The organism is Enterobacter sp. PP-008-ECC_S150 (assembly GCF_045257065.1).
Lineage (GTDB): Bacteria > Pseudomonadota > Gammaproteobacteria > Enterobacterales > Enterobacteriaceae > Enterobacter > Enterobacter chengduensis.
In genome coordinates this window covers 1-7327 of sequence record NZ_JBJHHG010000045.1, presented here as the reverse complement: position 1 = coordinate 7327, position 7327 = coordinate 1, and the positions used below count along the sequence as shown (strand labels likewise).

Sequence of the window (7327 nt, the reverse complement as noted above, 5' to 3'; positions counted from 1 at the left end):
TGGAAAGAGTTCTTACCCAGATCGATACCAATAAGCGCAATGTTTTCCATGATGGTTCTCCGAATGAAAGCCTGTCCTCAGCATAGTACTGGGAAGGAGGGAGTGACCATCTCATTAAATAAAGCACGCTAAGCTGTGGAAGCCCCTGCCAAGCTCGTTCCACCTTGCAACGACGCAATCAGCGGACACGAAACATTCCCCTGCCGCGAATGGCAGGCGCACACCAGGTCAGACAGCACAGCCTCCATGCGCGCCAAATCGGCCATCTTCTCGCGCACGTCTTGGAGCTTGTGCTCGGCCAGGCTGCTGGCCTCCTCGCAGTGGGTGCCATCGTCGAGCCGCAGCAACTCGGCGATTTCATCCAGGCTGAAGCCCAACCGCTGGGCCGATTTCACGAATCGCACCCGTGTCACGTCCGCCGCGCCATAGCGGCGAATGCTGCCATAGGGCTTGTCCGGCTCGGGCAACAAGCCCTTGCGCTGATAGAACCGGATGGTCTCCACGTTGACGCCGGCTGCCTTGGCAAAAACGCCAATGGTCAGGTTCTCCAAATTATTTTCCATACCGCTTGACTCCGTACATGAGTACGGAAGTAAGGTTACGCTATCCAATTCAAATTCGAAAGGACAAGCCGAGGAAGGTAGCGGACGACTCATTGGGGTACAGGCAGTGGCCCCGGAAGCGGGCGAGCTGATCCAGACGGCGGTGCTCGCGATCCGTAACCGCATGACCGTACAGGAACTGGCTGACCAGTTGTTCCCCTACCTGACGATGGTCGAGGGGCTGAAGCTCGCGGCGCAGACCTTCACCAAGGATGTCAAACAATTGTCCTGCTGCGCAGGATGAAAGGAGATGGAACCATGAAGCTCGCCCCATATATTTTAGAACGTCTCACTTCGGTCAATCGTACCAATGGTACTGCGGATCTCTTGGTCCCGCTACTGCGGGAACTCGCCAAGGGGCGTCCGGTTTCACGAACGACACTTGCCGGGATTCTCGACTGGCCCGCTGAGCGAGTGGCCGCCGTACTCGAACAGGCCACCAGTACCGAATATGACAAAGATGGGAACATCATCGGCTACGGCCTCACCTTGCGCGAGACTTCGTATGTCTTTGAAATTGACGACCGCCGTCTGTATGCCTGGTGCGCGCTGGACACCTTGATATTTCCGGCGCTGATCGGCCGTACAGCTCGCGTCTCATCGCATTGCGCTGCAACCGGAGCACCCGTTTCACTCACGGTTTCACCCAGCGAGATACAGGCTGTCGAACCTGCCGGCATGGCGGTGTCCTTGGTATTGCCGCAGGAAGCAGCCGACGTTCGTCAGTCCTTCTGTTGCCATGTACATTTCTTTGCATCTGTCCCGACGGCGGAAGACTGGGCCTCCAAGCATCAAGGATTGGAAGGATTGGCGATCGTCAGTGTCCACGAGGCTTTCGGCTTGGGCCAGGAGTTTAATCGACATCTGTTGCAGACCATGTCATCTAGGACACCGTGATCGGATATCGACCCAATGTTCTACGGCACCGGCATCGGATTCGCAGCGCGCGGATTGAACTCGGCGAAACGGTATATGCATTGCCGTGAACCGACCAAAAGGAGGTGTTCGATGAACGCCTACACGGTGTCCCGGCTGGCCCTTGATGCCGGGGTGAGCGTGCATATCGTGCGCGACTACCTGCTGCGCGGATTGCTGCGGCCAGTCGCCTGCACCACGGGTGGCTACGGCCTGTTCGATGACGCCGCCTTGCAGCGACTGTGCTTCGTGTGGGCCGCCTTCGAGGCGGGCATCGGCCTCGGCGCATTGGCGCGGCTGTGCCGGGCGCTGGATGCGGCGAACTGCGATGAAACTGCCGCGCAGCTTGCTGTGCTGCGTCAGTTCGTCGAACGCCGGCGCGAAGCGTTGGCCAATCTGGAAGTGCAGTTGGCCGCCATGCCGACCGCGCCGGCACAGCATGCGGAGAGTTTGCCATGAACAGCCCCGAGCGCATGCCGGCCGAGACGCACAAACCGTTCACCGGCTACCTGTGGGGCACGCTGGCCGTGCTGACTTGCCCCTGCCACCTGTCCATCCTCGCTGCCGTGCTGGCCGGCACAACCGCCGGTGCATTCCTTGTCGAGTATTGGGTCATCACGGCGCTCGGTTTGACCGGCCTGTTTCTTCTGTCACTGGCGCGGGCGTTGCGGGCATTCAGGGAAAGATCATGAGCGCTTCCCGGCCGGATGGATGGACTACGGCGGAGGGCCCAAGCGTTCGAGCGCGGGCAAGGCTTTCTGTTCGCAAAGCCGATGCCGGCGGCGGCATTCGCCGTCTTCGTCAGTCAATGGAGGGGTGCCACCATGAATGCAAATGATCCGACCGCCACCAGTTGCTGCGTGTGCTGCAAGGAAATTCCGCTCGATGCCGCCTTCACACCGGAAGGCGCGGAGTACGTCGAGCACTTCTGCGGGCTGGAGTGTTATCAACGTTTCCAGGCGCGGGCCAGCACTGCGACCGAAACGAGCGGCGAACCGAACGCTTGCGGTTCGCCGCCGTCAAATTGAGACAAACCACGCTTTCGCTACGTCGCCTCATGTCGGCATCAAATTCGGCTGAGTAGCTTCTCGCCATCTGGACGTAGCTCGCCCTTGGGTGAAATATGCCGATACAGGGTCTGCCGCGTGATGCCAAGTTCCTGGCACAGGTCGCCGACCTTGGTCTCTGACTGCCCCATTGCCGCCATCGCCAGCCGCAGCTTGGCGGCGGTCATCTTGAACGGCCGGCCGCCTTTCCGGCCGCGTGCCCGTGCTGAGGCCAGGCCCGCCACGGTGCGCTCGGCGATCAACTCGCGCTCGAACTCGGCCAGCGCGGCGAAGATACCGAAGACCAGCTTGCCGGCGGCGGTCGTGGTGTCAATGGCCGCGCCGTGCCCGGTCAGCACCTTGAGGCCGATGCCGCGTCCGGTCAGGTCATGGACGGTATTGATCAGATGGCGCAGGTCGCGCCCGAGCCGATCCAGTTTCCAAACGACCAACGTGTCGCCTGGCCGTAGTGCCTTCAGACAGCTCGCCAGACCGGGACGATCCTCGCGTTTTCCGGACGCTTGGTCTTCATAGAGATGCGCCGGATCAACACCGGCCGCGACCAGCGCATCGCGCTGCAAGTCCGTCGCCTGGGAGCCATCCGCCTTCGATACTCGCATGTAGCCAATCAGCATCTTGTACCTGTCACATATACGTTCGATTATGTGACAGTTTGCATCGGGAAGCTCTGCACGTCAAAATTTGTCACTTAACCCGTCATTCTGTCTAAGGCATGCAAAGGGTAGGCTAGGCTCATAATGTGACAGAAATTCCGGGGGGATGCCTTCCTTCGCGAAGGTGGCGCGCAACTGTTCCAAGGAAGCGGGGTCGCGCCGACCATAGGAAGCCAACGCGAACAGCGAGCGTGCCGTCTCGGGGTTGTGTCGTGCTTCAATGATGGCCTCATCAATGGCCTGGATTGCACGCTGCCAGTGATCGACGGGTTCGGGCTTCGGCGCTTTCGCCGGCAGGCCACTGGTGAACCCGGTTTGGGGCTCGGACCAGAATAGCTTTGCGTGCTCGCCTGGCGGGCTTATATCCCTCACCTCAATCAAGCTGATTGCCGTTGCCGCCGCCTCCAGCATCTGCAACCGTACTGCCGGGTTCAGGGTTTCATACGGTCGCCACAGACTTTGCCCAGCACGCAGCGGATGCCCGCAGCATTCCCAGATTTGGCGGAGATACCCCGCGTAGGTGCCGCACGTCGAAAGCGGGGTGTTCAGCTCATCGAGCAGCGTGCGTAGCAGCCTAAACCACAATCCGGCGTGGATGCGTCGGCGCGGCAACTCCACGTGGCCGGTCGTCAGTGCCTGCCAGGTACGCTGGTCCATCGCCGCAATCGCGTCGCTGGCAGTGCGCGGTTCGGCGTCGGCGTTCTCCCAGCCGAGAAACCGCCCTGGCACGCCCCAATAGGATTCCAGCCAGCAGCCATGCAGTGGGCAGCTCAGCATCAGGGGCAGCTTCCACGCGAGCAGTACGGCTTGGTTCTCCGGATCGTTCAGACAGAGCGGGCAGGCGCGATGTATCGGCTGGCTGGGCAGCCAGGCACGCCAGCTCGTGATGGATCGCGTCCTACGGCGGAGTTTCGGCAGCAGCACCGAGAGCTGGAACGCATAGGTTTCCAATGCATCTGGAATCTGATCATCAAGGCTGTCCAGTAGCCAAGGCACCCAGCCGGCGAAACTCATGCAACGCAGCCGGTCCGGCTCGATGCCGCTCCGCTGGGAGAGCATCGCCAGCAGCGCCAGTGGTGGCGCGGTGTCCAGGTCATCAACCTGGCCGTGACCAAGATCGTGCTCCAGCAGCTCGGACACCTCCATGTGATAGCAAAGGGCCACGCGGTTGAGCCACGAAGACAAGGCTTCGCCTTCCCTGGGAGCCGGATGCAGTGGCCAGTGTGGCGCTGGCTTCACATCAGTTCCCGCTCGAATTGCCGCCGCCGCTCGCTGGGACCGGTGTAATCGGCCATGCTGAGCGTGCGATGGTTGATCGCTTCCTCACCGCTCTCCACGGCAGCGACGGCCGCCGCCATCAACAGGTGCGCCAGCTCGCCGATGGTGCCCTCGCTGCGCGTGAGCAGGTAGCGGGCCATATCCAGCGTGGCAATCGACGAGGGTCGCCGCAGCGGGAGCGAAGCCGCGAAGCTGGCCAGCAGTGAGCAGCAATCGTCGTTGGCCTCCCACACCGGCAGCATCATCGGCTCGAAGCGGTTTTCCAACTGGTCGTCCGAGCGGATCGCCAAGTAGGCATCGCGTGTGCCGACCCCGACCAGCGGGATGCGCAGCTCGTTGCCGAGGAAACGCAGCAGGTTGAGGAATTCCCGGCGGTTGACGCTGTTGCCGGCCAGGACGTTGTGCAATTCGTCGATCACCAGCATGCGCACGCCGACCTTGCGTAGCAGTGCCAGCGCCAATTGCTCCATTTCCGGCAGCCGTGGGCGCGGGCGCAATGGCGCGCCCATCGCGGCAAGTAGCGCGACGTAGAAGCGGATTACCGACGGTTCGGATGGCATCTGCACGACCAGTACCGGAATGTGCTCCTGGTCGGCGTCGGAGCTGGCCGGGTGGGTGCGGCGGAATTTCTCGACGATCATCGACTTGCCGTTGTTGGTTGGACCGACCAACAGCAGGTTGGGCATGCGTTGTTTGTTCGGCCACGCATACAGGGCTTCCAGCCGATTCAGCGCCTCGACTGCTCGCGGATAGCCGATCCAGCGGTCAGCGCGAAGGCGATGGATGCGTTCGTCCGCCGGAAGACGGGCCAAGCCCTGGGCCACCGGCATCAGGTGGGACAAGTCGATGATGGGATATTCTTCCACGGCTACCACTCCTCAATCTGGTCGAACGGTTTGGCAGGTGGCTGGTTGTCTGCCTGCGGGTCAGCCATGTCCGCGTCCGGTGGTGGCGTGGTTTTGAAAAGAACTGCCGTTGCCTTGAGATGCTGGCGTCGATCCGCGTCGCGCCGCGCCTTGCGCGTAGCTTTCTGCGCGGTGGACACGATTTCGCGCATCTGGCCGATCATGCGAAACAGCGCCGACTCATCCACCTGTTCGCGCCCTTGCTGCCGCAATTTCGCCAGCGCCTGTCGTTGTTCCCAGAGGGTGACAGCCGGGTGCGACAAGGTGCGGTATGGAATTTCCAGATAGTGCTGCCCCTCCGGCTCCAGCACCCAAATGCGGCTGATGTCGCGCGGGTCGCGCCGGATCAGGAACGCAGGCAAGCGGTCGCGCCGAGCTATCCACGGCTTGAGCGCATCGGCGTAGTAATGGATGTGGTCGATGACGAAGCCGGTGCGGGTCAGCGTGCGGCGGATGATGGGCAGAAAATCGACCAGAAAAGCCGTGGTGCGAGTGATGACGGTTGGCACGCCGGTCCGCGCGATAGCTTCGGCCCAGCGCGCTGCCGGCGGCTGGAGCAGGCCGTTGTGCACGGAGCCGTGGTAGGTGCCGACCGCCAATGTGAGCCAGCGCTCCAGCTCACGCAGCGTCAGGGCGGCCTTGTTTTCGGAATCGTAGTCGCCGCGCTGGTCAGGGTTGGAGAAGGTCGTCCCTGGCAATTCGTCGTGGATCATCTGCATCGCCGTGCCGATGATCCGTTCCACGATGCCGCCGTAGTGCGGCTGCCCGAGCGGGCGATAGTCAAGCCGGATGCCATGCTGCTCGCAGCCTCGGCGTAGCGCTTCGCTCTTGAACTCGGCCGCGTTGTCCAGGTAGAGCAGCCTGGGCTTGCCGCTCATCGGCCACTCCATTTCTATGTTCAGACCCTCCAGCCAGGGACGCTTGTCGCAGGCGACATGCACAAGGCACAGGCCGACCGAAACAGATGACGGCGCTTCCAGCGTGACGACCATGCCGAGCACGCAGCGGGTAAACACGTCGATGGCGATGGTCAGATACGGACGGCCAATCGGTTGCCGGTCGCGCTCGTCCACCACGATCAGGTCGATGACCGTGTGATCAATCTGCACTTGTTCCAGTGGCGCGGTCACGGCGGGAGGCTCACCACCGACACCTTGCAGGCTGCGGGACGCATCCTGACCTTCCCGGCGGCGAGTGGCCTTGAGCGGATCGAGGCCGGCGATCCGCAGAGCCACGGTGTTGCGCGCCGGCGCCCGCAGCTTTTGCGCTTTGCAAGCCTGCGCGACCTCGCGGTGGAACGCTGCCAGGCTACGCTTCTGCTTGGTCAGGAAGCGCTTTTGCAGCAACTCGCGGATGATGCGCTCAACTGATTCCGGCAAGCGTCCCTTGCCTTTTCCGCCGCCGGATCGGCTGCGAGCCAGGTCCGTCACAAGCCCAGCACCTTGCCGGGCACGGCGGATTAGGACATACACCTGCCGCCTGGACAGGCCAAGCGCGTGAGCAGCGGCATCGGCGGCTTCATGCCCGACCACATCAAGCGCTGCCAGCGGCCCGATGATTTCCGCCCGTTGCCGGGCCTGCGCCCAAGCCGCATCGGGCAGGGTGGCCACGCCTTGCTCGGCAATCAATGATGTGTCTGACGCCATGCTCACACCTCGCTTTGGTGCACACGAGTATTGAGCATAGTCGAGATTGGTGCAGATGACTTCTGATATTGCGTTGTCAGGAGTCGCCTGCACATCTGGCGTTACGCCCCGTCAATTGGTGCAGTCGTCTTCTGAAAATGACAACTATCATGGAAAACATTGCGCTCATTGGTATCGATCTGGGTAAAAACTCTTTCCATATTCATTGCCAGGATCGTCGCGGGAAGGCTGTTTACCGTAAAAAATTTACCCGGCCAAAGT

The 7327-nt window shown here is 61.8% G+C and carries 9 protein-coding genes and 2 pseudogenes; 6 read left to right on the top strand and 5 right to left on the bottom strand.

Annotation, left to right across the window (positions count from 1 at the left end; all coding sequences use genetic code 11):
* Nucleotides 1-128: 128 nt before the first annotated feature.
* Nucleotides 129-563: a mercury resistance transcriptional regulator MerR gene (locus tag ACJBF3_RS25610; RefSeq protein WP_010981353.1), complete on the bottom strand. Its 435-nt coding sequence runs from the start codon at nucleotides 561-563 to the stop codon at nucleotides 129-131.
* Nucleotides 564-633: 70 nt separating this feature from the next.
* Between ACJBF3_RS25610 and ACJBF3_RS25605 the strand changes: the two are divergent.
* The 5 genes and pseudogenes from ACJBF3_RS25605 to ACJBF3_RS25585 all read left to right on the top strand — a co-directional run.
* A pseudogene (locus ACJBF3_RS25605) lies at nucleotides 634-846 on the top strand (mercuric reductase); the annotation flags it as partial.
* A 14-nt stretch (nucleotides 847-860) separates the two neighbouring features.
* Nucleotides 861-1499 (top strand): organomercurial lyase MerB, encoded by a 639-nt coding sequence (gene merB, locus ACJBF3_RS25600; RefSeq protein WP_000761850.1) that lies wholly within the window; start codon nucleotides 861-863, stop codon nucleotides 1497-1499.
* A 111-nt stretch (nucleotides 1500-1610) separates the two neighbouring features.
* Nucleotides 1611-1976, top strand: coding sequence for a mercury resistance co-regulator MerD (merD, locus tag ACJBF3_RS25595; protein WP_031942307.1), 366 nt, complete (start codon nucleotides 1611-1613; stop codon nucleotides 1974-1976).
* Nucleotides 1973-2209, top strand: a complete 237-nt coding sequence (gene merE / locus ACJBF3_RS25590; RefSeq protein ID WP_005413392.1) for a broad-spectrum mercury transporter MerE — start codon at nucleotides 1973-1975, stop codon at nucleotides 2207-2209. Before merD ends, merE begins: the two co-directional genes overlap by 4 nt.
* Before the next feature lie 15 nt (nucleotides 2210-2224).
* Entirely contained in the window at nucleotides 2225-2545 is a 321-nt protein-coding gene (locus ACJBF3_RS25585) for a DUF3330 domain-containing protein (RefSeq protein WP_010981356.1), read from the top strand.
* A gap of 38 nt (nucleotides 2546-2583) precedes the next feature.
* Here ACJBF3_RS25585 and ACJBF3_RS25580 read toward each other — a convergent pair whose 3' ends face one another.
* From ACJBF3_RS25580 to ACJBF3_RS25565, 4 genes are read right to left on the bottom strand one after another with little or no spacing between them, the layout of a single operon-like run.
* Nucleotides 2584-3198: a recombinase family protein gene (locus tag ACJBF3_RS25580; protein ID WP_010981357.1), complete on the bottom strand. Its 615-nt coding sequence runs from the start codon at nucleotides 3196-3198 to the stop codon at nucleotides 2584-2586.
* Between the two features lie 60 nt (nucleotides 3199-3258).
* Complete coding sequence (locus ACJBF3_RS25575) at nucleotides 3259-4476, bottom strand: TniQ family protein (RefSeq protein WP_011405615.1); 1218 nt, start codon at nucleotides 4474-4476, stop codon at nucleotides 3259-3261.
* Nucleotides 4473-5381 (bottom strand): TniB family NTP-binding protein, encoded by a 909-nt coding sequence (locus tag ACJBF3_RS25570; protein ID WP_000393453.1) that lies wholly within the window; start codon nucleotides 5379-5381, stop codon nucleotides 4473-4475. The genes ACJBF3_RS25575 and ACJBF3_RS25570 overlap by 4 nt, the downstream gene beginning before the upstream one ends.
* A gap of 2 nt (nucleotides 5382-5383) precedes the next feature.
* Nucleotides 5384-7066, bottom strand: a complete 1683-nt coding sequence (locus tag ACJBF3_RS25565) for a Mu transposase C-terminal domain-containing protein (protein ID WP_010791757.1) — start codon at nucleotides 7064-7066, stop codon at nucleotides 5384-5386.
* 149 nt (nucleotides 7067-7215) lie between these two features.
* Between ACJBF3_RS25565 and ACJBF3_RS25560 the strand changes: the two are divergent.
* Nucleotides 7216-7327, top strand: a pseudogene (locus ACJBF3_RS25560) (IS110 family transposase); the annotation flags it as partial.